Consider the following 23,225-nt stretch of genomic DNA (forward strand, 5'->3'; position numbering starts at 1 on the left):
TGTCTTTTCAGACACCTGGGTCGTATAGCAGCACCCACGTCCGGAACGCACCTGAAGTGAGCACACGAATGCGTCGAATCGCCATATCCGTGGCCGCGTCCACGATGACCCTCTCGCTCGCCGGCTGCGGCGTGCTGAACGCGACGGGGGACGGCGCGAGCGCGAGCCCGACCAAGGGCAACGACGTCACGGTGGGCTTGCTGCTGCCGGAGAAGGCGAACACCCGCTACGACAAGTTCGACTACCCCATCATCCGGGACAAGGTGGCTGAACTCACCAAGAAGCAGGGCAAGGTGGAGTACGCCAACGCCGACGCGAGCGCCGCCCGGCAGTCCGAGCAGATGCAGAACATGATCGACGGCAAGGCCGACGTCATCCTGCTCGACGCGGTGGACGCGCACTCCATCGCCGGTGAGGTGCAGAAGGCCAAGGACGCGGGCATCCCGGTCATCGCCTACGACCGGCTCGCCGAGGGCCCGATCGACGCCTACATCTCCTTCGACAACGAACTCGTCGGCGAGGTGCAGGGCCGCACCCTGCTGGAGGCGCTCGGGCCGAACGTCGACACCTCCGACAAGATCGTCATGGTGAACGGCTCGCCCACCGACCCCAACGCCAAGCAGTTCAAGGAGGGCGCGCTCTCCGAGCTGAACGGCAAGGTGGACATCGCGGACAGCTTCGACGCCATCGACTGGAAGCCGGAGAACGCCGAGGCCGGCATGGCCAAGGCCATCGCCAAGATCGGCAAGAGCAACATCGCCGGCGTCTACTCCGCCAACGACGGCATGGCCGGCGGCGTCATCAAGGCCCTGAAGGCGGCCGGCGTCACCACGCTGCCCCCGATCACCGGCCAGGACGCCGAACTGGACGCCGTGCAGCGGGTGGTGGGCGGCGAGCAGTACATGAGCGTCTACAAGTCCTACCCGGACGAGGCCGAGGCCGCCGCGCAGATCGCCGTCACCAAGATCCAGGGCAAGGACATCCAGTTCGACGCCCTCACCCAGGACCGGGTGGACAGCCCCACGGCCAAGGACATCCCGTCCAAGCTGGTGCAGGTGACGGCGCTCACCAAGCACAGCATCAAGGACACCGTCGTCGCCGACGGCATCTACAGCGTCGGTGACATCTGCACCGCCAAGTACAAGGCCGCCTGCGCGGCGATCGGCCTCAGGTAGGCCCGTACACCCTTCTCGTGCGGCCCGGCCGGGGTGGCGGAACCCCGGCCGGGGCCGTTGCGGGTGCCGGCGGCACCGGGCGGGAAGCGGCACCCACGACGCCGGGAGCCCCGTCCGCGCCACACCGTCATCTTGGTGCGATGCGAGGAGCGGAACGGCACCGAAAGCGGGGCACTGCGGTGTTTTCCGGTGGCCGCCGCAGGGAGAGCCGTGTTGCGGACCCCCTTCGGCGCCGCGCATAGTTGCGCTGCGGAAGTGGCAGCACACCGGGGGTGGAATGGGCGATGGCCGGGCACGGGGCGGAGGAGCATCCTCACGGTGCCGACCGGCTGTGTGAGGCCGGGGACCGGGTGTACTCCCGTGCCGTGCGCCGGGGACGGGTGCCGCGCACGGACGCGGAACCGGTGCCCTGTCTGCTGGAGCTGGCCCTGCTGCACCCCGACCCCGACGACATGGACTGGCTGGTGCCGACCTCCCCGCAGGAGGTCATGACCCGGCTGCTGCGCGGGGTCTACGACGAGGTCAGCGAGAGCCAGCGGCGGATGGGCTCGGCGGTGGCCGCGTTCGAGTGGTACGCGGGCCTGGGCCGGCGGCTGAACGCGCTGGCACCCGCCGAGGGCAGCGCCATCCGGGTCCTGGACGGACTCTCCCGCATCCAGGCCGCGATGGACGAGGCGACCGAGGCGTGCACCACCGAGGTGCTCACCGTGCAGCCCGGCGGCATCCGGCGGGAGGCGGAACTCACCGAGGGCCTGCACCGGGCGCTGGCGCTGCGCGGCCGGGGCGTGCGGATGCGGGACCTCTACACGCACGTGGCCCGGCACGGCCAGGGCCTGCTGAACTACCTGGAGCTGATGGGCGACACGGTGGAGGCCCGCACCCTGGACGAGGTCATCGACCGGCTCATCCTCTTCGACCGCACGGTGGCGTTCATCCCCGCCAACGCCGACCGCACGATGGCCCTGGAACTGCGCCACCCGGCGCTGGTGGAGTACCTGGTCACGGTCTTCGAACGCCTCTGGCGCCTCGCGATCCCGCTCACCGCGCCGCTGCCCGACACCGGCATCGAGGGCATCTCGCACCGGGAGCAGTCCATCGCCGCACTGCTCGCCGAGGGGCACCAGGACGCCGTCATCGCCGAACGGCTCGGCATCAGCGTGCGCACCTGCCGGGCCCACATCGCCCGGCTGTCCGAGACCCTGGGCGCCGCCAGCCGCACCCAGCTCGGCGTCCGCATCGCCCAGGCCGGCCTGGACGGCCGGCGCCCGACCCTGCCGGCCACCGCCCTCACGGGGCCGGACCAAGAACCCCCGACCGGGCGATGAGACTCCCGGGCCGCGCCCGCCTCTCGCCGCCCAGCGTGGCGGCGGGCTCCGCCAGGTGCGGCCGGCGGACGGGCGTCCGGACGGCTCGGGGGCACACGGGAGTGGCCGGGCTCGACGGCGAGGCGCGGATCGACCCGGCCGTCACCGAGGCCATGGCGGAGGCCCACCGGGTGCTGCTGAGCGTGCGGCCGCGCACCGCCCGGTACCAGGAACAGCCGAAGGGCGGCCGGCAGGGCCACGACGGGCGCGACCGGGGCCCGTCCCGGGGCGCACATGTCCTCGGCGGGGTGGGCCTGTTGGGCGCCCGCTGCCGGTGCGGTCGGCGTCAGTGGTCCCGGTCCAGGATGCCGGACTGGGCGATGAGGTAGCCGAGCTGGGCGCGGCTGCCGCTGCCGAGGGCCTGGGCGAGTTTGGCGATGTGGGCCCGGCAGGTACGGACGTTCATGCCGAGGCGGCGGGCGATGGCCTCGTCCACCAGGCCCTCGACGAGCAGTTTGGCGATGGAGTGCTGGATGTTCGTGATGCCGTCCGGGGCCGCCTCGTAGGGAGCGCCGGTGCTGAGCGGCACCGCGCGGGCCCACATGAACTCGAACACCTTGATCAGGTAGCGCACCAGGCCGGGATGGCGGAGTTCCAGCGCGACTTGGCGATCGTCGCGGACGGGTATGAAGGCGACGGTCTCGTCGCAGATGATGAGCCGCTCGACCAGTTCGTCGATGGTCCGGTACTCCACCTTGCCGACGGAGAACTGGGCCACGTACCCGAGCGTCTCCGGACTGTAGCGGGCGGTGTGCTGGTAGAGCGTCCTGATGCGCACACCACGTTCGAGGAGCGGCCGGTCGCGTTCCAGGCCCTGCATCAGGGTGTGCTCCAGGCGGCGGCTGGTCGGTTGCACGGTGAGCACTTCGGACCGGCACTCGGCCGTCGCGGCGTCGAGAGCCGCGTTGATGCGGTCCAGGCCCTCCAGGACCGAGATGGCGTGGGTGGAGGCGGTGTCCTGGGCGCTGAGCGCCATGAACGGCTCGAAGACCTCCGCCAGTTCGATCGACAGCCGCCGGCGGTCGGAGATCTCGCGCTCGATCGGATTGAGCCGCTGGGCCAGGGCGACCGACGGAGGGGTGGGGCGGAGCCAGTTCGCGTCGTCGGGATCCGGCTGCAGGAGAGCGAACTCCATGAGGCAGGGGGCGGCTTCCGCGTCCGCACGGGCTATCCGCCCCATACGCAGTGCCTTGGCGTAAAGGCCGCTACCCTCCTCGCAAAGTTCAGTCATCGCATGGGGATGTGACGCTTTGGTCCGATTTGGTGACAAATCTCCACCCCCCAGGGTCCTGAACATGCAGGAACATGATGCACCGATCGTGTGGCCATGACGTGCCCAAATGAGACATCGTCTTGTTCGACGGGGGAAGAGGGGACCTTCAAGTGAGGACGAAGCCGAATATGCGCAACAAATTGCTTCGGTCGATGCTTGCCGTCGCCTTCTCCACCGTTGTGGCCATAGGCGCGCTGAGTGGCCTCTCCGGTGCGAAGCGTGACGCTGCCGGCGACACCACCTGGGGAGTGGTTCCCAAGGTGGTCACCGTGAGTGCGGACAGCACCGGATCGGCTCATTCCGATGGTGCGGACGACACCACCTGGGGCTGACTGATGACTACTCCACCCGACGACCGCTCCTTCCGTCGCGAAATGGCCACCGCCTACCGCTCCGGCTGGCACTTCATCGACCTGGTCACCGCCATCCCCCACAGCGGTGACTCGCTGATGGTGACCGTGTTTGGGGAGCCGGTCGTCGTCACGCGGGACGAGGACGGGGACGTACGGGCGTTCCGGTGCCTGCGCAAGCCGCGTGGCGCGCCGCAGCCGGTGCGCTGTGCCATCCGGTACGGAATGATCTTTGTGAACCTGGACCAGCGGGACCACCGGCTGACCGAGCCGGAGGAGTCCGACCTGAGGACCATCTCGGCCACCCCCCGCAGTGCCTGACGCGATTCCCCCGTCGTAACACATCGCTCAGGCGCTTCCCCCCGCAGCGGCGTCACCGTGACCTGAACACGGTGACGCCGCTGCAGTTTCCGGGGACATTTCCGGGTATCGGCACTCTGTCACGGTGGCCGAAAGCCGTCGGACCTCAGCCGTGCCCCAGCGCCCGCTCCACCTCGATCTCGATCACCACGCGAGCGGGGTTCGGCGACGGGGTCCGCTCGTACCGCTGCGCGTAGCGCCGCTCCGCCTCCGCGACCCGTTCGCGGTCCGTGCGCACGTACGCCCGCCCCTCCAGCGTCGCCCAGCGCCGGCCGTCCACCTGGCACACCGCCACCCGCGCCCCCTCGGGCCCGGCCGCGCGCACGTGGCACGCCTTGGCGCTCGTCCCGTTCGTGATCACCCGGGCCAGCCGCGCCCCGGGGTCGTACGTCACGCCCACCGGTACGACGTGCGGGCTGCCGTCGGGGCGCAGCGTGGTCAGCGTGCACAGGTGGCGTTCGCGCCAGAAGGCGAGGTACGGCTCGCCGGGGGAAGCCGGGTCTACGGAGTGCCTGGTCATGCGCGCAACCTAAACCCGCGGGCCCTCCCGTTCGTACCTTGAGTGGAATAGACTCAACTTTGTGTACGCTGGTTAAGTCAGCAGTGCGAGGCCGAGGAGGAGAACGGACACCGTGGACGCCGAGCTGACCAACAGGAGCCGGGACGCGATCAACGCGGCGAGCAATCGCGCCGTGACCGAGGGGCACCCGGACCTCACCCCCGCCCACCTGCTGCTGGCCCTGCTCCAGGGGCAGGACAACGAGAACATCACCGACCTGCTCGCGGCCGTGGACGCCGACCAGGCCGCCGTACGCGCCGGCACGGAGCGGATCCTGGCCGGCCTGCCCAGCGTGACCGGGTCCACCGTCGCGCCGCCGCAGCCCAACCGGGAACTGCTGGCCGTGATCGCCGACGCCGGTGAGCGCGCGAAGGAGCTGGGCGACGAGTACCTGTCCACCGAGCACCTGCTGATCGGGGTCGCCGCGCAGGGCGGTGCCGCCGGCGAGCTGCTCGTCCGGCAGGGCGCCGGGGCGAAGAAGCTGCTGGAGGCCTTCAAGAAGGCCAGGGGAGGACGCCGCGTGACCACCGCCGATCCGGAGGGCCAGTACAAGGCCCTGGAGAAGTTCGGCACCGACTTCACCGCCGCCGCCCGCGAGGGCCGGCTCGACCCGGTCATCGGGCGGGACCAGGAGATCCGGCGGGTCGTGCAGGTGCTGAGCCGCCGTACCAAGAACAACCCCGTCCTCATCGGTGAGCCCGGCGTCGGCAAGACCGCCGTCGTGGAAGGGCTCGCCCAGCGGATCGTCAAGGGGGACGTGCCCGAGTCGCTGAAGGACAAGCGGCTGGTCGCGCTCGACCTCGGGGCGATGGTGGCCGGTGCGAAGTACCGCGGCGAGTTCGAGGAGCGGCTGAAGGCCGTCCTCGCCGAGATCAAGGACTCCGACGGGCAGATCATCACCTTCATCGACGAGCTGCACACCGTCGTGGGCGCCGGCGCCGGCGGCGACTCCGCCATGGACGCGGGCAACATGCTCAAGCCCATGCTCGCCCGCGGTGAACTGCGGATGGTGGGCGCCACCACGCTGGACGAGTACCGGGAGCGGATCGAGAAGGACCCCGCGCTGGAGCGGCGCTTCCAGCAGGTGCTGGTCGCCGAGCCGACGGTGGAGGACACCATCGCGATCCTGCGCGGGCTCAAGGGCCGGTACGAGGCCCACCACAAGGTGCAGATCGCGGACAGCGCGCTGGTGGCCGCCGCCACCCTGTCCGACCGGTACATCACCTCCCGCTTCCTCCCCGACAAGGCCATCGACCTGGTGGACGAGTCCGCCTCGCGGCTGCGGATGGAGATCGACTCCTCGCCCGTGGAGATCGACGAACTCCAGCGTGCCGTCGACCGGCTGCGGATGGAGGAGCTGGCGATCGGCAAGGAGACCGACCCGGCCTCCCTCGCCCGCCTGGAGAAGCTGCGCCGCGACCTCGCCGACAAGGAGGAGGAGCTGCGCGGGCTGACCGCACGCTGGGAGAAGGAGAAGCAGTCCCTCAACCGGGTCGGTGAGCTGAAGGAGCGGCTGGACGACCTGCGCGGGCAGGCCGAACGCGCCCAGCGCGACGGCGACTTCGACACCGCCGCCAAGCTGCTCTACGGCGAGATCCCGCAGCTGGAGAAGGAGCTGGAGCTCGCCTCCGAGGCCGAGGAGGAGGTCGCCAGGGACACCATGGTCAAGGAGGAGGTCGGCGCGGACGACATCGCCGACGTCGTGGCCGCCTGGACCGGTATCCCCGCCGGCCGCCTGATGGAGGGCGAGACGCAGAAGCTGCTGCGCATGGAGGAGGAGATCGGCAAGCGGCTCATCGGCCAGGGCGAGGCGGTGCGCGCCGTCAGCGACGCCGTACGGCGCTCGCGGGCCGGGATCGCCGACCCCGACCGGCCCACCGGGTCCTTCCTCTTCCTCGGCCCGACCGGTGTCGGCAAGACCGAACTCGCCAAGGCGCTCGCCGACTTCCTCTTCGACGACGAGCGCGCCATGGTCCGCATCGACATGTCGGAGTACGGCGAGAAGCACAGCGTGGCCCGCCTGGTCGGTGCGCCCCCCGGCTACGTGGGCTACGAGGAGGGCGGCCAGCTCACCGAGGCCGTGCGCCGGCGCCCGTACAGCGTGGTCCTGCTGGACGAGGTGGAGAAGGCCCACCCCGAGGTCTTCGACGTCCTGCTCCAGGTGCTGGACGACGGCCGGCTGACGGACGGACAGGGCCGCACGGTCGACTTCCGCAACACCATCCTGGTGCTCACCTCCAACCTGGGCAGCCAGTTCCTGATGGACCCGCTCAGCTCCGAGGAGCAGAAGAAGGAGCAGGTCCTGGAGGTCGTCCGGTCCTCCTTCAAGCCGGAGTTCCTCAACCGGCTGGACGACCTGGTGGTCTTCTCGGCACTGACCAAGCCCGAGCTGGAGCGGATCGCGGGCCTCCAGATCGACCGGCTCACCAAGCGGCTGGCCGAGCGGCAGCTCAACCTGGAGGTCACCCCCGAGGCGCTGGCCTGGCTGGCCGAGGAGGGCCTGGACCCGGCGTACGGCGCCCGGCCGCTGCGCCGCCTGGTGCAGAGCGCCATCGGCGACCGGCTCGCCAAGGAGATCCTGTCCGGCGAGGTCAAGGACGGCGACACGGTCCGCGTGGACCGCTTCGGCGAGGGCCTGCTGGTCGGCCCCGCGACGGGCAAGACCCTGTAGGCCGCACGCGGCCGCTCCACGGCCCCTCGTCCCGGCCGGCCGCCGGGGCGAGGGGCCGTGGAGCCGGTCCGCTCAGACGCTGCTCATGGCGTCGTACAGGGTCCAGAAGAACCACACCGAGAAGGCCAGACAGCCCCACCACAGGACCCACAGGGCCACTCGTACCGCTCCGGGTATGCGCATGGCCACATCCTCACTCACCGCCGCCGCGCCGGTTCCCGTTCCGCCCTGGGCTGACAGGCGGCACGGGGTTGCCATCCCCCGCCCCTCCTGGGGGAGGATGGCGGCATCCGCATGAAGGGAAAAACACGGTGAGCATCGACCCGTCCTCGATTCCGAATTTCGGGGGCCAGCCCGAACCGCAGCCCGAAGGACCGGCGGGCCCCGTCCTCCCGGATCAGGACCTGGTGAAGCAGCTTCTCGACCAGATGGAGCTGAAGTACGTCGTCGACGAGGAGGGTGACCTCGCCGCGCCGTGGGAGCAGTTCCGCACCTACTTCATGTTCCGTGGAGAGGCCGAACAGGCGATCTTCTCGGTGCGGACCTTCTACGACCGGCCGCACAAGATCGACGAGAAGCCGCAGCTGCTCGAATCGATCGACGACTGGAACCGCCGCACCCTGTGGCCGAAGGTGTACACCCACACCCACGACGACGGCACCGTCCGTCTGATCGGCGAGGCCCAGATGCTGATCGGCACGGGCGTCGACATCAACCACTTCGTCTCCTCCACGGTCAGCTGGGTGCGGGCCGCGATCGAGTTCGACAAGTGGCTGGTGGAGCAGCTCGGCCTGGAGCAGGAGGTCAACGAGTCCGAGCAGCCCGAGGACGACGGGGAGTAACCGCCCCCTCGGCCGGTCCGGGGGCTCCGGCCCCCGGACCGTACCCGTCCGCGCTCACATGCGGCGCAGCCGCTCCGCCGCCTCCCGCAGGATCTCCTCCCGCTTGCAGAAGGCGAAGCGCACGAACGGCGCCCCCGCCTCCCGGTCGTCGTAGAACACCGCGTTCGGGATGGCGACCACGCCCGCCCGCTCCGGCAGGGCCCGGCAGAAGGCGAAGCCGTCCTTCTCGCCGAGGGGCCGGATGTCGGTGGTGACGAAGTAGGTGCCGGCCGGCCGGAACACCTCGAAGCCCGCCGCCGTGAGCCCCTCCGCCAGGATGTCCCGGCGGGCCAGCATGCCCCGGCGGAACTCCTCGAAGTAGGAGTCGGGCAGGGCGAGCGCCTCGGCCACCGCGTACTGGAACGGGCCCGAGGCCACGTACGTCAGGAACTGTTTCACCGAGCGGACCGCGCTCACCAGCGCCGGCGCGGCCGTCACCCAGCCGACCTTCCACCCGGTGAACGAGAACGTCTTGCCGGCCGAGCCGATGCTCACCGTCCGCTCGCGCATCCCCGGGAACGTGGCCAGCGGCAGGTGCCCGGCGCCGTCGAAGACCAGGTGCTCGTACACCTCGTCGGTCACCACCAGCAGGTCCCGCTCCACCGCCAGCTCGGCGATCGCGGCCAGCTCCGCGCGGGTGAGGACGGTACCGGTCGGGTTGTGCGGGGTGTTGATCAGCAGCAGCCGGGTGCGGTCGGTGACGGCGGCCCGCAGCTCGTCGAGGTCCAGCCGGAAGCCGCCGTCGTGCGGCCGCAGCGTCACCGGCACCCGGGTGCCGCCCGCCATGGCGATGCTCGCCGCGTACGAGTCGTAGTACGGCTCCAGCGCCACCACCTCGTCACCCGGCTCGACCAGCGCCAGCAGCGAGGCCGCGATCGCCTCGGTCGCGCCCGCGGTGACCAGCACCTCGGTGTCGGGGTCGTAGGACAGGCCGTAGTGGCGCTGCTGGTGCGCGGTGATCGCGGTGCGCAGCTCGGGGATGCCGGGGCCGGGCGGGTACTGGTTGCCGCGGCCGTCGCGGAGCGCCCGGACGGCTGCCTCCCGGATCTCCTCGGGGCCGTCGGTGTCGGGGAAGCCCTGGCCCAGGTTGATCGCTCCGGTCGCCGCGGCGAGCGCCGACATCTCGGCGAAGATCGTCGTCCCGAACGCGGCGAGCCGGCGGTTGAGGTGAGGACGTGCGCTGGAGGTCATGCCGGCCATCCTGCGCTGTGGCCCGCGGTTTCCTCAACTCCCCTTCCGGCCCTGCCGCACATCGTCCCGAAAGGTCCCCGGGTCACCTTGCGTCGCAGGTCAGAGGGGGTTTTCCCGAGTGGACCCTCAGAACTTGCTCAACTCTGCTTTGCGGCGGGAAGCGGACGGGCATCCCCCCGGCACCGCGCGCTTGCGCGGTTACGCGAGGCGCCCACGGGGGGCCGCTTCGGGGGAACGGAAGGAGGGGGGCGCCATGTTCGCAGGCATCATCCTGGCGGTGGTCGTGATCGTGTTCCTCGCGGCGGGCCGGGCCCGCCGCAGCCGGAACGCCCGGCTCTCGCTGCACAAGAGCGGCCGCGGGCGGAACCGGTCGTACGGTTCGTCGTCCTCGTCGTCCTCGTCGTCCTCCACGGGCAGCGGGTCGAGCAGCTGGTGGGTCGGCGGCGGTGACTCCGGCTCGTCCGGCGGACACGGAGGTCACGGCGGTCACGGCGGGGGACACGGGGGCCACTCCTGCGGGGGTCACTCCTGCGGCGGAGGTTCGTCGTGCGGCGGGGGGTCCTCGTGCGGCGGGGGCGGATGCGGGGGAGGCAGCTGACACGGGGCAGCCGGGCCTCCCGGAACAGGGGCAACCGCATCCGGGCCGCACACCGCCGGGCGCCCGCCGGAGGGACTCTCCGGCGGGCGCCCGGCCCGTCCGTCCCCGCGCCCGGCGCACGCCATGGTTGAACAGTTGAGCTGTGTAGCCCTCTAGGGGATGGAAACCCGGCTAAGTTGGGTAAAAACGCTGTGGCGGCGCCACCGTTCATGATTCCCTCTACATCGCCAACGCAGCCCCTCGGACCTCCCCCAGAGTCCCCGCCCCGGCCGGACCGGCTGGGCTGACATGGCCGTTCTCCCCCTCATTTGCGTGTTAGCGGAGCCGATCCATGCTCACGACCCTGAACACCTCCTACACCGATACGCGTGCTGCCGACCTCGCCTGGGCCCTGGGACGCGAGCCGCTGCCCGCCCTCGCCGCGCTGGATCTCGAACTCACGGGCGCCAAGATGCAGTTGCGGCTGCTCGGCGCGTCCCACCAGGTGCTCCTGGAGGAGGAGCGGGGCATCTGTTCGGAGACGGTCGCGTGCATCCCCGGCTCCAGCACCCCGCTGCCGCTGGGCGTCGCCAAGCGGGTCGGCGACTGGGAGTACGAGTTCGCCGCACGCGTGGAGGTGCTCACCCCCGGCTCGTTCGCGGGCCGCGCCCAGGAGTTGCTGGCCCTCGTCTCCGACCATCCGCACGGCCTCGCCGGTGTCTTCCCCGGCAGCCCGCACGCCTTCACCGCGATGCTGGCCCAGCGGCACGAGGGCCAGGTGCACTGGCGCACCTGGCACGCGTATCCGCAGGACGGGCAGCTGGTGGCCACCCGGACCCGGGTCGGGGCACGGGTGAAAGCGGCACGGCCGAGGTGACGGCGGTACAAACCAACACTCCGTCAAATGCCCTCGGATCCACACGTGTGGGTGACGAAGCGTCCCGAGTGAGTGACGTAACGTCGCAGCGTGATCGAACCGCAGGCCCCCGCGCCCCCGGGCGCCCCGCCCTCCTGGACAGGCCCCGCCCGGCTGCCCGTCCGGCCCGGCACCGGGCGGTTCCTGGTCCTCGTGTGCGTCTTCGTCTGCGCCGCCTGCGGGCTCGTGTACGAGCTCGAACTCGTCGCCTTCGCGTCCTACCTGATCGGTGACTCGGTCACCCAGGCCTCCGTGGTGCTGTCCGTGATGGTGTTCGCGATGGGCATCGGCTCGCTCGCCGCCAAACGGCTGCGCTGGCACGCGGCGGCCGGATTCGGTGCCGTCGAGTCGGCCCTCGCGCTGGTCGGCGGCTGCAGCGCCATGGCGCTGTACGCCGTCTTCGCCTGGACCGCCGGCTGGGGCGGGATGTGGGCCGACGGGCCGTGCTGCCTCCTGGTCGCCTTCTCCCTGGCCATCGGCCTGCTCATCGGCGCCGAGGTCCCGCTGCTCATGGAGCTGATCCAGCGCATCCGGCGGCAGGACGCGGGCGGCGCGGTGGCCGACCTGTTCGCCGCGGACTACGTCGGCGCTCTCGTCGGCGGCCTCGCCTTCCCCTTCCTCCTCCTGCCGTTCCTGGGCCAGTTGACCGGAGCGCTGCTGACCGGCACGGTCAACGTGGTCGCGGGCGGCGCCCTGGTCCTCGGCCTGTTCCGCCGCGACCTCACCCGCCGCGCCCGCTGGACCCTGCTGCTCACCGGCCTCGTCGTCCTCGGTGTCCTCGCCTCCGCCGCCGCCCTCGCCGGCGACTTCGAACGGGCCGCCCGGCGCGCCGTGTACGGCTCCGGCGTCCGGGTGGCCGTACAGACCGGGGTCCAGGAGGTCGTGCTGGCCGGCGGCACGCACGGCCGGCCCCTCGACCTGTTCCTCGACGGCCGCCTGCGCGTCGGCGGCCGGGACGCCCGGCGCTACCACGAGGCGCTGGTCGGGCCCGCCCTGACCGGCCCGCACACGCGGGTGCTGATCCTCGGCGGCGGTGACGGCCTGGCCGCCCGCGAGGTGCTGCGCCGGCGCGGGGTGCGCCGCGTCGACGTCGTCGAACTCGATCCCGGTCTGGTGGACCTGGCGCGCCACGACCCCGGGCTGTCCGCCGCCAACGGGCACGCCTTCGCCGACCGGCGGGTGCGCGTCACCACCGCCGACGCGCTCGGCTGGCTGCGGCGGGCGCGCGGGCCGGCGTACGACGTCGTCGTCGCCGACCTCCCCGATCCCGGCATCACCGCCAGCACCAAGCTGTACTCCCAGGAGTTCTACGGGCTGGCCCGCCGCGTGCTGGCCCCGGACGGCCGCCTGGTGGTGCACGCGGGCCCCGTCACCACCCGCCCCCGCGCCTTCTGGACCGTCGCCGCGACCCTGCGCACCGCGGGGTTCGCCGTCTCCCCCTACCGGGTCCTCGGCCACGGCACCGGCTTCGCCCCCGGCCCCGACCGCTCCACCGGCACGTCCCGGGCCCCGCACGACTGGGGCTTCCTCCTCGCCGCCCCCGGCACCGTCCCGCCGCCCCTGCGCATGCCGGCCGGCCACCCGGCCACCCTGACCCGGACCGCCCTGGCGGCGGACGCCCGCGCGGCGGAACGGACGCGGGTCCGGGGGGTGCGGGCGTCGACGCTGGTGCATCCGAGGTACTGAGCCGCTCCGGGCGGGCGCTGCCCCGGGCCCGCGAGGGGCGCTTGGGGAGAGGGCGGGCGCGTCCGGGTGGCGCCGCCGAGCGGGCGGCGCGGGGGCGGGGCGGATGCCGGGCGCCCACGCGCCGGCCGGCCGGGACGGGTGCGCGAACCGCAGGCCGGGGCGGAGCGCCCCCGCGGGGTCGGGTGAGTTCCGGCCGTGACTGGGTAGGCTCCCGGACCATGGAGCACCAGGTCTTCGTCGCGGTCCCCGCAGAGCGGCTCCGTACCGCGCTGGCCGACCAGGCCCACGTGGCCCGGGCCGTCCCCGGCCTGCAACAGGAGGCCGGGGCCGAACCGCTCACCGGCCGGCTGAAACTCCGTGTCGGCGGGCACTCCGTCACCTACCGGGGCACCGCCCGCGTCACCCCCCGGGAGGACGGCACGTACGCCGTCGACGGCGACGCCACCGAGTCCCGCGGCACCGGCGCGGTCAAACTCGCCCTGACCCTGACCCTCACGGACACCGAGGGCGGCTGCACGGTCACGGCGCAGGGCACCGCGGACGCGTCCGGCCGGATCACGGAACTGCCGGCGGAGGCGGTGACCGTGGCGGTGGCCAGGCTGCTGACCCGCTTCCTGGAGACCCTGGCGGCGGACGGGGACGAGCAGCCGGAGCCGGCCGCGGAGACCGGCGCCACCGGCACCCCGGCCCGCGCCCCGCACCCCGACCGGCCCGCCGGCGACTTCGCCGACACGGGCGAACCGCCCGCCGAGGCCGCGCACGCGCGCCGCACGATGATCGGCCGCAGCGCCGAGGAGGTCGACCACTCCCCGCCGCGCGGCCGGTACGCGCCCGTCCCGGCCCCCCAGACCGTCACCGGCAACCCGGCCGTGCGCTGGGCGGCCCCCGCCGCGGCGCTGGCCCTGGCCTCGGCGATCGTGGTCACCCGCGCGCTGCGCAAGCGCCGCTGACCACTTCCCGCACGCGCCCTTGATCGCCCCAGTAGGGTCGGTCCCGTGAGTAACGAAGACATCACGCTGACCGCGGGCGACGCGGAAGTGACCGTACGGCCCGGCCACGGCGGCCGGATCGGCGGACTCCGGATCGGCGGCGTGGAGCTGCTGCGGCAGGGCGAGCGCTACGGCTGCTTCCCGATGGTGCCCTGGTGCGGCCGGACCCGGGAGGGCCGCTTCCTGGACGGCGGGACCGTCCGCCAGATGCCGCTGAACGCCCCGCCGCACGCCATCCACGGCACCGCACGCGACGGCGCCTGGCGCACCGCGCGCGTCACGGAGGACGAGGCGGTGATCACGCACGAGCTGACCGACCCCTGGCCGCACCCCGGCCGCGTCACCCACGTCGTCGCGCTCGCCGAGGACAGCCTGACGCTGACGATGGCCGTGGAGGCCTACGACGACTCCTTCCCGGCCCAGCTCGGCTGGCACCCCTGGTTCCACCGCAACCTCGGCGGCCAGGACGTGCGGCTGGACTTCAAGCCCGCCTGGCAGGAGGAGCGCGGGCCCGACCACCTGCCCACCGGCAACCGCGTCGACCCGCGGCCGGGTCCCTGGGACGACTGCTTCGGCATGCCCGGCGGGGTCGACGTCACCCTCACCTGGCCGGAGCAGCTGGAGCTGAGGGTGACCAGCCGCGAGGAGTGGGTGGTGGTCTACGACGAGCAGGCCGAGGCCGTCTGCGTCGAGCCGCAGACCGGTCCGCCGAACGGGCTGAACACCCTTCCGCGCCTGGTCACCCCGCTGGACCCGCTGGAGGCCGCGACGACCTGGAGCTGGCGGCGCCTCTAAGCTGGTCGGCATGACGGACGTCAACGAAGCAATGCCCACCGGCACACGCGGCGCGCTGCTGCAGCAGATCAAGGACAAGGCCGTGGTGCACGGCAAGGTGACCCTGTCGTCGGGCAAGGAAGCCGACTACTACATCGACCTCCGCCGCATCACGCTGGACGGCGAGGCGGCGCCGCTGGTCGGTCAGGTCATGCTCGACCTGACCGCCGACCTGGACTACGAGGCCGTCGGCGGACTCACCCTGGGCGCCGACCCGGTGGCCACCGCGATGCTGCACGCCTCCGCCGCGCGCGGCAGGACGCTGGACGCCTTCGTGGTCCGCAAGCAGGGCAAGGCGCACGGTCTGCAGCGCCGTATCGAGGGCGCCGAGGTCAAGGGCCGCCGGGTGCTGGCCGTCGAGGACACCTCCACCACCGGCGGCTCCGTGCTGACCGCCGTGGAGGCGCTGCGCGAGGCCGGCGCGGAGGTCGTCGCCGTCGCCACGATCGTGGACCGGGCCACCGGCGCGGCCGAGGCGATCGCCGAGCAGGCGGGTGTGCCGTACGTGTTCGCCTTCTCGAAGGATGAACTGGGTCTGGACTGACGACGCGGTGTGACCTGGACTTGACCGGGGGCGCCTGGCCGCGCCCCTCGTCTGGAAAGATGGGGCCGACGATGACGTCGCAACCCCAGGTCTAGGTCAGGGCCGTAACGCATAACCCAACCCGCAACACAAGGAGCGGACAGATGCCCATCGCAACCCCCGAGGTCTACAACGAGATGCTCGACCGGGCGAAGGCAGGCAAGTTCGCCTACCCGGCCATCAACGTGACCTCCTCGCAGACCCTGAACGCGGCGCTGCGCGGCTTCGCGGAGGCGGAGAGCGACGGCATCGTCCAGATCTCGACCGGCGGTGCCGAGTTCCTCGGCGGTCAGTACAGCAAGGACATGGTCACCGGCGCGGTCGCGCTCGCCGAGTTCGCGCACATCGTCGCCGAGAAGTACCCGGTCAACATCGCGCTGCACACCGACCACTGCCCGAAGGACAAGCTGGACGGGTACGTGCGTCCGCTGCTGGCGCTCTCCAAGAAGCGTGTCGACGCCGGTCTCACCCCGCTGTTCCAGTCCCACATGTGGGACGGCTCGGCGGAGACCCTCGCCGACAACCTGGCGATCGCCCAGGAGCTGCTGGAGCAGGCCCGCGCCGCCAGGATCATCCTGGAGGTGGAGATCACCCCCACCGGCGGCGAGGAGGACGGCGTCTCGCACGAGATCAACGACGAGCTGTACACCACCGTCGACGACGCGATCCGCACCGCCGAGGCCCTGGGCCTGGGCGAGAAGGGCCGCTACCTGCTGGCCGCCTCCTTCGGCAACGTGCACGGCGTGTACAAGCCGGGCAACGTCGTCCTGCGTCCGGAGCTGCTGAAGGAGCTGAACGACGGCGTCGCCGCCAAGTTCGGCAAGGCCGCTCCGTTCGACTTCGTCTTCCACGGCGGTTCCGGCTCCACCGAGCAGGAGATCCAGACCGCGCTGGAGAACGGCGTGGTGAAGATGAACCTGGACACCGACACCCAGTACGCGTTCACCCGGCCGGTCGCCGGTCACATGTTCGCGAACTACGACGGCGTCCTGAAGGTCGACGGCGAGGTCGGCAACAAGAAGGCCTACGACCCGCGCACCTGGGGCAAGCTGGCCGAGGCGAGCATGGCCGCGCGTGTCGTCGAGGCCACGCAGAACCTGCGCTCGGCGGGCAACAAGATCAAGTAAGCGGTGGGTGCGGCGGGCCCGGCGGCTGTTCCTGCCGCCGGGCCCGCTGTATACCTGGGGGCATGCCCGACGTCCGGCTGGCCTCGCCCCAGGGCAGGTGGATCCTGCTCACCACGGTCCTGGGCTCCAGCATGGCGATGCTGGACTCCACCGTCGTCAACGTCGCGCTGCCGCGCATCGGCCGCGACCTCGACGCCGACCTCGCCGCCCTGCAGTGGACGGTCAACGCGTACATGGTCACGCTGGCCGGCCTGATCCTGCTGGGCGGCTCGCTCGGCGACCGCTACGGCCGGCGGAGGATCTTCGTGCTGGGCGTGGTGTGGTTCGCCGCCGCCTCCCTGCTGTGCGGAATCGCGCCGAACCCCGCCGTGCTGATCGCCGCGCGGGCACTTCAGGGCATCGGCGGCGCCCTCCTCACCCCCGGCTCCCTCGCGCTGATCCAGGCGTCCTTCCACCCCGACGACCGCAGCCGCGCGGTCGGCCTGTGGTCCGGCTTCGGCGGCATCGGCGCGGCCGTCGGCCCCTTCCTCGGCGGCTGGCTGGTGACCGGCCCCGGCTGGCGCTGGGTGTTCCTGCTCAACGTGCCGCTGGCGCTGCTGTGCGTGCCGGTCGCCCTGCGGCACGTGCCGGAATCCGCCGGCGACCGCGCGCACGGCCGCTTCGACGTCCTCGGCGCGGCCCTGGGCGCCGTCGCCCTGGCCCTGCTGACGTACGCGCTCATCGAGGCCCGCAGCGGTTCGGCGGCGGTGCCGGTGACCGCGGTGGCGGGCGTGGCCGCCGCCGTGGCCTTCGTCCGGGTCGAGCGGCACCGCCCCGATCCGATGCTCCCGCCGGACGTCTTCGCCTCCCGCCAGTTCACGGCGGTCAATCTGGTCACCCTGTGCGTGTACGCGGCGTTCGGCGGCTTCTTCTTCCTCACCGCCCTCCAGCTCCAGGTGGTGGCCGGCTACTCGCCGCTGGCCGCGGGTACGGCGCTGCTCCCCACCACGGCCCTGATGCTGCTGTTCTCCTCCCGCTCCGGCGCCCTCGCCGACCGCACGGGCCCGCGCCTGCCGCTGACGGTGGGTCCCCTGCTCTGCGCGGCGGCGATGCTGCTGATGCTGCGGGTGGGGAAGGACGCGGACTATCCCACCGACGTACTCCCGGCCCTGCTGGTCATGGGCGCCGGCATGGTCACCCTGGTGGCGCCGCTGACCGCCACGGTCCTCGCCTCCGTCGACGCCGGCCGGGCGGGGCTGGCCAGCGGCATCAACAACGCGGCGGCGCGGGCGGCGGGTCTGGTGGCGGTGGCGGCGCTCCCGCTGCTCGCCGGGATGGGGCCGGAGGCGTACCGCTCCCCGGACGCCTTCGACGCGGCGTTCGGCCGGGCGATGCCGATGTGCGCGGGGGTGCTGGTGCTGGGGGCCGCGGTGGCGTTCGCCCTGGTCCGGCGCCCGGGGCCGGGCTGCCGGCGCCCGGAGTGCCGTACGCACGGCAGCGTGACGGCTCCGCCGCTGGAGGCGGGGGGCCGGGGGTAGCTCCGCCGGGGGTGCGTGTCGGCTCCGCCGGGGTGCGTTGTCGGCTCCGTCGTGGGGTCCGGGCGTCGTACCGGGCTGCGGGTGCGTTGTGGCTGGTCGCGCAGTTCCCCGCGCCCCTGGGGGGTTGCGGTGCGGTCGGTGGTGCGGTTTCCCGCGTCCTTGTCAGCCGTGCCGGGCTGCGGGTGCGTTGTGGCTGGTCGCGCAGTTCCCCGCGCCCCTGGGTGGGTGCAGTGTGGTTGGTCGTGCGGTTTCCCGTGTTCCTGGGGGGGGGGCAGTGCCGTTGGCTGCGGGGTGGGCTGTGGGGCCTACCGGGCAAGCCGCGTAGCGTGCCGTACGCCAGACTGGGCCCATGACGATTCACGAGAACCTTCTCGGCGGTCCGCCTCCGACCCACCTTCCCGACGACCCGGAGCCCCGCGAGGCCCTGGCGGACGGTACCGCGCCCGCGGACGTCGCCGCCCAGCACCCGACCTCCTCCCTCGCCTGGGCCCAGCTGGCCGACGAGGCGTTCGAGCGGGGCTCGGTCGTGGAGTCGTACGCCTACGCCCGTACGGGCTACCACCGCGGCCTGGACGCCCTGCGCCGCAGCGGCTGGAAGGGCCACGGCCCCGTCCCCTGGGAGCACGAGCCGAACCGCGGCTTCCTGCGCGCCCTGCACGCCCTCGCCCGCGCCGCGCAGGCGATCGGCGAGCAGGAGGAGTACGAGCGCTGCACGCAGTTCCTGAAGGACTCCTCGCCGACGGCGGCCCAGACCCTGGGCTGACCCGCGGGGATGTCACCGGTGTGGCCCGTCTGGCAGCAGACGGGCCTTGCCGTTGCCGGAGGCATTGCGGAGGATGCGGGGTGGGGACCGGGGCCCCCGTGCCGGCATCGGCAGGGGCGGACCGCTACCCGGAGTAACAACAGGAGACAGCGATGTCCCAACAGGCTCACCCCCTTCACGAGGCCGCTGAGCCCGAGACCCCGAACCTGGATTTCGCGGGGACGACGCCGTACGAGGACTACGTCAGGGCAGACATCCTCACCCACCTCCAGCACACCCTCTCCGACGACCCCGGAGAGATGGTCTTCCTGGTGACCACCCAGGTCATGGAGCTGTGGTTCACCGTCATCGTGCACGAGTGGGAGACCGCCGCCCGGGCGCTCCGCTCGGACGACGTGCCCACCGCGATCGCCGCGCTGAAGCGCTCCGTGCGGGAACTGGAGGCCCTGAACGCCTCCTGGAAGCCGCTCGGCCAGCTGACCCCGGCCCAGTTCAACTCCTACCGCAGCGCGCTCGGCGAGGGCTCCGGCTTCCAGTCGGCGATGTACCGGCGCCTGGAGTTCCTGCTCGGCGAGAAGTCCGCCTCCATGCTCGTACCGCACCGCGGTGCCCCCCGCGTCCACGCGGAACTGGAGAAGGCCCTGCACGAGCCGAGCCTGTACGACGAGGTGGTACGGCTCCTCGCGCGCCGCGGCCACGCCGTGCCCGACTCCGTGCTGCGCCGGGACGTCACCCGGCGGTACGAGTCCTCGGAGGCCGTCGAGGCCGCCTGGACCGCCGTCTACGCGGGCGACGAGAGCGACGAACTGGCCCGGCTCGGAGAGGCGCTGACCGACGTCGCCGAACTGGTCTGGCGCTGGCGCAACGACCACCTGGTCGCCACCCGGCGCGCGATGGGCGCCAAGGCCGGCACCGGCGGCTCCGCCGGCGTGGCCTGGCTGGAGAAGCGCGCCAGGAACAACGTCTTCCCCGAGCTGTGGACGGCGAGGTCCCATGTCTGAGCTGCCCCTGCTCGCGCGGAAACTGGACGAGGCCGACGAACTCGCGTCCCTGCGCGACCGTTTCGTCCTCGACGACGTGGTGTACCTCGACGGCAACTCCCTGGGCGCCCTGCCCGCGCACGTCCCCGACCGGGTCGCGGACGTCGTCCGCCGCCAGTGGGGCGAACTGCGCATCCGCTCCTGGGAGGAGAGCGGCTGGTGGACGGCGCCCGAGCGGATCGGCGACCGGATCGCCCCGCTGGTCGGCGCGGCGCCCGGCCAGATCGTCGTCGGCGACTCGACCAGCGTCAACGTCTTCAAGGCGGTGGTCGCCGCCATCCGCATGGCGGACGCCGGCCGGGACGAACTCCTGGTGGACGCGACGACCTTCCCCACGGACGGTTACATCGCCGAGTCGGCGGCCCGGCTGACCGGCCGTACGCTGCGCCCGGTGACCCCGGCCGAGGTGCCGGGGGCGCTGGGCGAGCGCACGGCCGCGGTGCTGCTCAACCACGTCGACTACCGCACCGGCCGGCTGCACGATCTCCCGGCGCTCACCGCCGCGGTCCACGCCGCCGGCGCCCTCGCGGTCTGGGACCTGTGCCACAGCGCGGGCGCGCTGCCGGTCGGCCTGGACGAGCACGGCGTCGACCTCGCGGTCGGCTGCACCTACAAGTACCTGAACGGCGGGCCCGGTTCACCGGCGTACCTGTACGTGCGCAAGGGTCTGCAGGACCGTTTCGACTCCCCGCTGCCCGGCTGGAACTCGCACGCCGAGCCCTTCGGCATGAGTGCGTCGTACGCCCCCGCGCCGGGCGCGGTGCGCGGCCGGGTCGGCACGCCGGACATCCTGTCCCTGCTGGCGCTCGAAGCCGCCCTCGACGTCTGGGACGGCGTCTCCGTCGCGGTCGTGCGCGCCAAGTCCCTGGCGCTGACGGACTTCTTCCTGCGGTGCGTGGCCGAGTACACCGAGCCCGGCCGGGTGGAGTGCGTGACCCCCGAGCGGCACACCGAGCGGGGCAGCCAGATCGCCCTGCGCTGCCCGGACGCGGGCGAGGTGATGAAACGCCTGATCAGCCGGGGTGTGGTGGGCGACTTCCGGCATCCGGACGTCCTCCGCTTCGGCTTCACGCCGCTGTACGTGGGCTTCCGGGACGTGGAGCGGGCGGCCCGGGTGCTGGCGGAGGAACTGGCCTAGCACGGGCGGTGCCCGGGTCCCGCGCCGACCGGCGCGGGACCCGGGCCTCCCGCCCCGCGGCCGGGTGACCTCACCGTGCGTGACAAGCCCGTATCCGCGCACGTCACCGTCCTGATACCGTCCCGGCCAACGGCCGGTCCGCCACCTGGTCCGCCGGAACGTGTCCTGTCGCTGAGAGGTTGGAGCATGCCGGACGACGCCGCAGCAGCCCGCGCCGCCGCCGAAGAGGAGTCGGCCTTCTCGCACGCCCCGGTCGATCCCGACGCCACGGCCGCGTACGGTGACCACCCCGACCAGGTGATCGACTTCTACGCTCCCCGCCCCGGCCCGGGCTCCGCCACGCCCGCCCCGCTGGTGGTCGTCCTGCACGGCGGCGCCTGGCGCGCCCGCTACGACCGCCGCCACCTCACGCCCTTCGCGGACTACCTGGCCCGAAGGGGCTTCGCGGTGGCCAACGTGGAGTACCGGCGGGGAGGCGCCGGGGACGCCGCGGCCGACGGCACGCCGCCGGCCGGCCGCTGGCCCGACACCTTCGACGACGTCGCGGCGGCCCTGGACGCCCTGCCCGCGCTGGTCCGCGAGGCGCTGCCGCAGGCGGACCCCCGCCGTACGGTCCTGACCGGGCACTCGGCGGGCGGCCACCTGGCGTTGTGGGCGGCGGCCCGCCATGTCCTCCCCGCCGACGCCGCCTGGCGCACGGACGGTCCGGCTCCGCTGCGCGGTGTCGTCGCGCTCGCCCCGATCGCGGACTTCGAGGTGGCGGAGAAACTGGACGTCTGCGGGCACGCCTGCGCACAACTCCTCGGCGGACAGGACGGTTTCGCCCTGCGCCGCCCGTACGCGGACCCGGTGCTGCTGCTGCCGACGGGCATCGCCACGACCCTGGTCCAGGGCCGGAGCGACCTGGTGGTGCCGCAGCAGGTGGCCGAGTCGTACGCGGACGCGGCGGCGAAGGCCGGGGAGGTGGCCGGGCTGACGCTGCTGGCGGACGTGGGCCACTTCCCGCTGATCGACCCGGCGGCCGACGCGTGCGCGGTGGTGGCCGAGGAGATCGCCCAACTGGCCTGGTAGGAAGCCGGGTTCCGGCCCTTCGGGGCCGCCCCGGGTGCTACCCGTAGTACCTGAGAGCCACTTCCCCGGACAGCTCCCCGGCGGGACGCCGACGACGGCCCCGGCTCCGTACCTTCCTTTCCAGCAGGGCCCACCCGGGCCCCCGGAAAGGAAGTCACCCATGGGGCACCCCCGTTCCGCCGCACGGTCCCGCGACTCCGTGCTCCCCCGGCGTCCCCGCCCCCTGCGCACTCTCCTCTCCGCCCTCCTCACCGCCGCCCTCGTCATCCCCCTCGCCGGCGCGGCCCGCCCCGGCATCCCCGCCCCGGCCCCGGTCCTCCTCACCACGCCCCTCACCCCCTCCACCCTGAACGCCGCCTACGCGGCGAATCGGGAGAACGCCGCCGAGGCCGCCCGCATGGCCGCCGCGCACGGCGACCCCCACCGCGCCGCGGCGGACCGCGCCCTCGCCTCCCCGTCCCGCCGGCTCCTCGCCTTCGACGGCCGGGGGGAGGGCCGCGCCACCGAGGTCTTCGGCGACCTGACGCGCGCACGGCACATCGCCGTCCTGGTCCCCGGCTCGGACACCTCCCTGGACACCTACGGCCGCTTCCACCGGGCCGCCGCCGCCCTGCACGGGGAACTCACCCGCCACCACGCCCGCGTCGCCGTCGTCGCCTGGCTCGGCTACACCACCCCGGCCACGGTCAGCACCACCGTGACCACCGCGGCCCGCGCCGACGAAGCCGCCCCCGGCCTGCGCGCCCTCGTCCGCCTGCTGCGCACCCTCTCCCCGGCCGGCGCGCACCTCTCCGTCCTGTGCCATTCCTACGGCTCGGTGGTCTGCGGCCGGGCCGCCCCCGGGCTGGACGCGGACGACATCGCCCTGGTCGGCAGCCCCGGCACCACCGCGGACTCCGTCGCCGCCCTGCGCACCCGTGCCCGGGTGTGGGCGGCCCGCGGCGCCGGCGACTGGGTGGCGGACGTCCCGCACGTCCGCGCCGGCCTCTTCGGCACCACCGTCGGCTTCGGCACGGACCCCGTCTCCCCCGCCTTCGGCGCCCGGGTCTTCGACGCGGCCGGCGCCGACCACAGCGGCTACTTCACCCCGGGCTCGGCCTCCCTCGCCAACCTCGCCCGGATCACCCTCGACACCCCCTCGGAGGTCACCCGTGGCTGAG

Annotated in this window: 22 protein-coding genes; 19 read left to right on the forward strand and 3 right to left on the reverse strand. The window is 72.9% G+C overall.

What is annotated here, in order from left to right:
• Positions 1-68: 68 nt before the first annotated feature.
• The 3 genes from IG05_RS0113710 (at position 69) to IG05_RS0113720 (ending at position 2,868) form a co-directional block, all read left to right on the forward strand.
• A complete protein-coding gene (locus tag IG05_RS0113710) occupies positions 69-1,175 on the forward strand; it encodes a sugar ABC transporter substrate-binding protein (RefSeq protein ID WP_030342385.1) in 1,107 nt (368 codons plus the stop codon).
• A 284-nt stretch (positions 1,176-1,459) separates the two neighbouring features.
• Positions 1,460-2,500, forward strand: a complete 1,041-nt coding sequence (locus IG05_RS0113715) for a helix-turn-helix transcriptional regulator (protein WP_030342387.1) — start codon at positions 1,460-1,462, stop codon at positions 2,498-2,500.
• A 101-nt stretch (positions 2,501-2,601) separates the two neighbouring features.
• Positions 2,602-2,868 carry a hypothetical protein gene (locus IG05_RS0113720; RefSeq protein ID WP_030342389.1) on the forward strand — a complete coding sequence of 89 codons (267 nt, stop codon included), beginning with the start codon at positions 2,602-2,604 and terminating at the stop codon, positions 2,866-2,868.
• Here the strand turns inward: IG05_RS0113720 and IG05_RS0113725 are convergent.
• On the reverse strand, positions 2,826-3,836 hold the full coding sequence (locus IG05_RS0113725; protein ID WP_420707596.1) for a helix-turn-helix transcriptional regulator: 1,011 nt from the start codon (positions 3,834-3,836) through the stop codon (positions 2,826-2,828). The genes IG05_RS0113720 and IG05_RS0113725 overlap by 43 nt on opposite strands.
• A gap of 104 nt (positions 3,837-3,940) precedes the next feature.
• Here IG05_RS0113725 and IG05_RS44995 point away from each other — a divergent pair, with 104 nt between their 5' ends.
• Both IG05_RS44995 and IG05_RS0113730 read left to right on the forward strand, forming a co-directional pair.
• Positions 3,941-4,144 carry a hypothetical protein gene (locus IG05_RS44995; protein WP_078894118.1) on the forward strand — a complete coding sequence of 68 codons (204 nt, stop codon included), beginning with the start codon at positions 3,941-3,943 and terminating at the stop codon, positions 4,142-4,144.
• A 3-nt stretch (positions 4,145-4,147) separates the two neighbouring features.
• Positions 4,148-4,483 carry a hypothetical protein gene (locus IG05_RS0113730; protein ID WP_030342392.1) on the forward strand — a complete coding sequence of 112 codons (336 nt, stop codon included), beginning with the start codon at positions 4,148-4,150 and terminating at the stop codon, positions 4,481-4,483.
• A gap of 145 nt (positions 4,484-4,628) precedes the next feature.
• On the opposite strand, the gene IG05_RS0113735 is transcribed toward IG05_RS0113730, so the two are convergent.
• The gene (locus IG05_RS0113735; RefSeq protein WP_030342394.1) at positions 4,629-5,042 is read right to left on the reverse strand and encodes a pyridoxamine 5'-phosphate oxidase family protein; all 414 of its coding nucleotides are present in this window, start codon (positions 5,040-5,042) and stop codon (positions 4,629-4,631) included.
• A gap of 112 nt (positions 5,043-5,154) precedes the next feature.
• Here IG05_RS0113735 and clpB point away from each other — a divergent pair, with 112 nt between their 5' ends.
• Complete coding sequence (clpB, locus tag IG05_RS0113740) at positions 5,155-7,752, forward strand: ATP-dependent chaperone ClpB (protein ID WP_030342395.1); 2,598 nt, start codon at positions 5,155-5,157, stop codon at positions 7,750-7,752.
• Positions 7,753-8,063: 311 nt separating this feature from the next.
• Complete coding sequence (locus IG05_RS0113750; protein ID WP_030342397.1) at positions 8,064-8,594, forward strand: YbjN domain-containing protein; 531 nt, start codon at positions 8,064-8,066, stop codon at positions 8,592-8,594.
• A 54-nt stretch (positions 8,595-8,648) separates the two neighbouring features.
• Here the strand turns inward: IG05_RS0113750 and IG05_RS0113755 are convergent, their stop codons facing one another.
• The gene (locus tag IG05_RS0113755; RefSeq protein ID WP_030342399.1) at positions 8,649-9,833 is read right to left on the reverse strand and encodes a pyridoxal phosphate-dependent aminotransferase; all 1,185 of its coding nucleotides are present in this window, start codon (positions 9,831-9,833) and stop codon (positions 8,649-8,651) included.
• Between the two features lie 920 nt (positions 9,834-10,753).
• Here IG05_RS0113755 and IG05_RS0113765 point away from each other — a divergent pair.
• From IG05_RS0113765 to IG05_RS0113820, 12 genes are all read left to right on the forward strand, one after another.
• Positions 10,754-11,278 carry a DUF2617 family protein gene (locus tag IG05_RS0113765; protein WP_030342402.1) on the forward strand — a complete coding sequence of 175 codons (525 nt, stop codon included), beginning with the start codon at positions 10,754-10,756 and terminating at the stop codon, positions 11,276-11,278.
• 90 nt (positions 11,279-11,368) lie between these two features.
• Positions 11,369-13,003, forward strand: coding sequence for a polyamine aminopropyltransferase (locus IG05_RS0113770; RefSeq protein WP_030342404.1), 1,635 nt, complete (start codon positions 11,369-11,371; stop codon positions 13,001-13,003).
• A gap of 218 nt (positions 13,004-13,221) precedes the next feature.
• Positions 13,222-13,953, forward strand: a complete 732-nt coding sequence (locus IG05_RS0113775; RefSeq protein WP_030342406.1) for an SRPBCC family protein — start codon at positions 13,222-13,224, stop codon at positions 13,951-13,953.
• Between the two features lie 45 nt (positions 13,954-13,998).
• Positions 13,999-14,787: an aldose epimerase gene (locus IG05_RS0113780; RefSeq protein WP_030342408.1), complete on the forward strand. Its 789-nt coding sequence runs from the start codon at positions 13,999-14,001 to the stop codon at positions 14,785-14,787.
• A 31-nt stretch (positions 14,788-14,818) separates the two neighbouring features.
• A complete protein-coding gene (gene pyrE / locus IG05_RS0113785; RefSeq protein ID WP_030342409.1) occupies positions 14,819-15,370 on the forward strand; it encodes an orotate phosphoribosyltransferase in 552 nt (183 codons plus the stop codon).
• Between the two features lie 143 nt (positions 15,371-15,513).
• The gene (gene fbaA / locus IG05_RS0113790; RefSeq protein WP_030342411.1) at positions 15,514-16,536 is read left to right on the forward strand and encodes a class II fructose-bisphosphate aldolase; all 1,023 of its coding nucleotides are present in this window, start codon (positions 15,514-15,516) and stop codon (positions 16,534-16,536) included.
• 62 nt (positions 16,537-16,598) lie between these two features.
• Positions 16,599-18,053: an MFS transporter gene (locus tag IG05_RS0113795; protein ID WP_030342413.1), complete on the forward strand. Its 1,455-nt coding sequence runs from the start codon at positions 16,599-16,601 to the stop codon at positions 18,051-18,053.
• A 349-nt stretch (positions 18,054-18,402) separates the two neighbouring features.
• Positions 18,403-18,816 (forward strand): DUF3151 domain-containing protein, encoded by a 414-nt coding sequence (locus IG05_RS0113800; protein ID WP_030342414.1) that lies wholly within the window; start codon positions 18,403-18,405, stop codon positions 18,814-18,816.
• A 152-nt stretch (positions 18,817-18,968) separates the two neighbouring features.
• Entirely contained in the window at positions 18,969-19,817 is an 849-nt protein-coding gene (locus IG05_RS0113805; RefSeq protein WP_030342416.1) for a tryptophan 2,3-dioxygenase family protein, read from the forward strand.
• Positions 19,810-20,994 carry a kynureninase gene (gene kynU / locus IG05_RS0113810; protein ID WP_030342418.1) on the forward strand — a complete coding sequence of 395 codons (1,185 nt, stop codon included), beginning with the start codon at positions 19,810-19,812 and terminating at the stop codon, positions 20,992-20,994. Before IG05_RS0113805 ends, kynU begins: the two co-directional genes overlap by 8 nt.
• Before the next feature lie 186 nt (positions 20,995-21,180).
• The gene (locus IG05_RS0113815; RefSeq protein ID WP_030342419.1) at positions 21,181-22,065 is read left to right on the forward strand and encodes an alpha/beta hydrolase; all 885 of its coding nucleotides are present in this window, start codon (positions 21,181-21,183) and stop codon (positions 22,063-22,065) included.
• A gap of 160 nt (positions 22,066-22,225) precedes the next feature.
• Positions 22,226-23,224, forward strand: coding sequence for an alpha/beta hydrolase (locus IG05_RS0113820; protein ID WP_030342421.1), 999 nt, complete (start codon positions 22,226-22,228; stop codon positions 23,222-23,224).
• The last annotated feature ends 1 nt before the right edge of the window (position 23,225 follow it).

It is taken from the genome of Streptomyces sp. NRRL S-1022, from assembly GCF_000720135.1.
Taxonomy (GTDB): domain Bacteria; phylum Actinomycetota; class Actinomycetes; order Streptomycetales; family Streptomycetaceae; genus Streptomyces.

Coding starts and splice junctions, on each gene's coding strand:
- IG05_RS0113710 (WP_030342385.1), top strand. CDS start 69: ATGCGTCGAATCGCCATATCCGTGGCCGCGTCCACGATGACCCTCTCG.
- IG05_RS0113715 (WP_030342387.1), top strand. CDS start 1,460: ATGGCCGGGCACGGGGCGGAGGAGCATCCTCACGGTGCCGACCGGCTG.
- IG05_RS0113725 (WP_420707596.1), bottom strand. CDS start 3,836: ATGTTCAGGACCCTGGGGGGTGGAGATTTGTCACCAAATCGGACCAAA.
- IG05_RS44995 (WP_078894118.1), top strand. CDS start 3,941: ATGCGCAACAAATTGCTTCGGTCGATGCTTGCCGTCGCCTTCTCCACC.
- IG05_RS0113730 (WP_030342392.1), top strand. CDS start 4,148: ATGACTACTCCACCCGACGACCGCTCCTTCCGTCGCGAAATGGCCACC.
- IG05_RS0113735 (WP_030342394.1), bottom strand. CDS start 5,042: ATGACCAGGCACTCCGTAGACCCGGCTTCCCCCGGCGAGCCGTACCTC.
- IG05_RS0113755 (WP_030342399.1), bottom strand. CDS start 9,833: ATGGCCGGCATGACCTCCAGCGCACGTCCTCACCTCAACCGCCGGCTC.
- IG05_RS0113765 (WP_030342402.1), top strand. CDS start 10,754: ATGCTCACGACCCTGAACACCTCCTACACCGATACGCGTGCTGCCGAC.
- IG05_RS0113775 (WP_030342406.1), top strand. CDS start 13,222: ATGGAGCACCAGGTCTTCGTCGCGGTCCCCGCAGAGCGGCTCCGTACC.
- pyrE (WP_030342409.1), top strand. CDS start 14,819: ATGCCCACCGGCACACGCGGCGCGCTGCTGCAGCAGATCAAGGACAAG.
- fbaA (WP_030342411.1), top strand. CDS start 15,514: ATGCCCATCGCAACCCCCGAGGTCTACAACGAGATGCTCGACCGGGCG.
- IG05_RS0113795 (WP_030342413.1), top strand. CDS start 16,599: ATGCCCGACGTCCGGCTGGCCTCGCCCCAGGGCAGGTGGATCCTGCTC.
- IG05_RS0113800 (WP_030342414.1), top strand. CDS start 18,403: ATGACGATTCACGAGAACCTTCTCGGCGGTCCGCCTCCGACCCACCTT.
- IG05_RS0113805 (WP_030342416.1), top strand. CDS start 18,969: ATGTCCCAACAGGCTCACCCCCTTCACGAGGCCGCTGAGCCCGAGACC.
- kynU (WP_030342418.1), top strand. CDS start 19,810: ATGTCTGAGCTGCCCCTGCTCGCGCGGAAACTGGACGAGGCCGACGAA.
- IG05_RS0113815 (WP_030342419.1), top strand. CDS start 21,181: ATGCCGGACGACGCCGCAGCAGCCCGCGCCGCCGCCGAAGAGGAGTCG.
- IG05_RS0113820 (WP_030342421.1), top strand. CDS start 22,226: ATGGGGCACCCCCGTTCCGCCGCACGGTCCCGCGACTCCGTGCTCCCC.